This is a genomic window from Alkalihalophilus lindianensis (genome assembly GCF_032843265.1).
Classification (GTDB): Bacteria; Bacillota; Bacilli; order Bacillales; family Bacillaceae_D; genus Alkalihalophilus; species Alkalihalophilus lindianensis.
The window spans coordinates 1-259 of the sequence record NZ_JAWJBA010000574.1 but is presented as its reverse complement, the minus strand read 5'-3'; the positions used below and the strand labels follow the sequence as shown (position 1 = coordinate 259).

At 48.3% G+C, this 259-nt stretch carries 1 pseudogene; it reads right to left on the bottom strand.

The features are described from left to right. Positions 1-259, bottom strand: a pseudogene (locus RYX56_RS23480) (pyruvate synthase); the annotation flags it as partial.

The following is a 259-nucleotide window of genomic DNA, read 5'->3' as shown; positions in this document are numbered from 1 at the left end:
CTGGGTATTCCCTGCCTGAGAGCTTTGCATATTCTGCAGCAACCTCTTGGAATACCTCTCCCGCATGGTACATAGCCTCGGATTGTTGGAAATGGTTATTGATAAAGTCATCACCGCTCATATGGGCACCGATCGTTACCGGTTTTTTCAGATCCCTGACAAAAGGATAATCGGTTGGACATTCTCCGACGAATTGCTGGACGACACGGCGGTCCTTAAAGTATTCCACTCGCCGCTTCTGATGGGATGTAAAGAAACC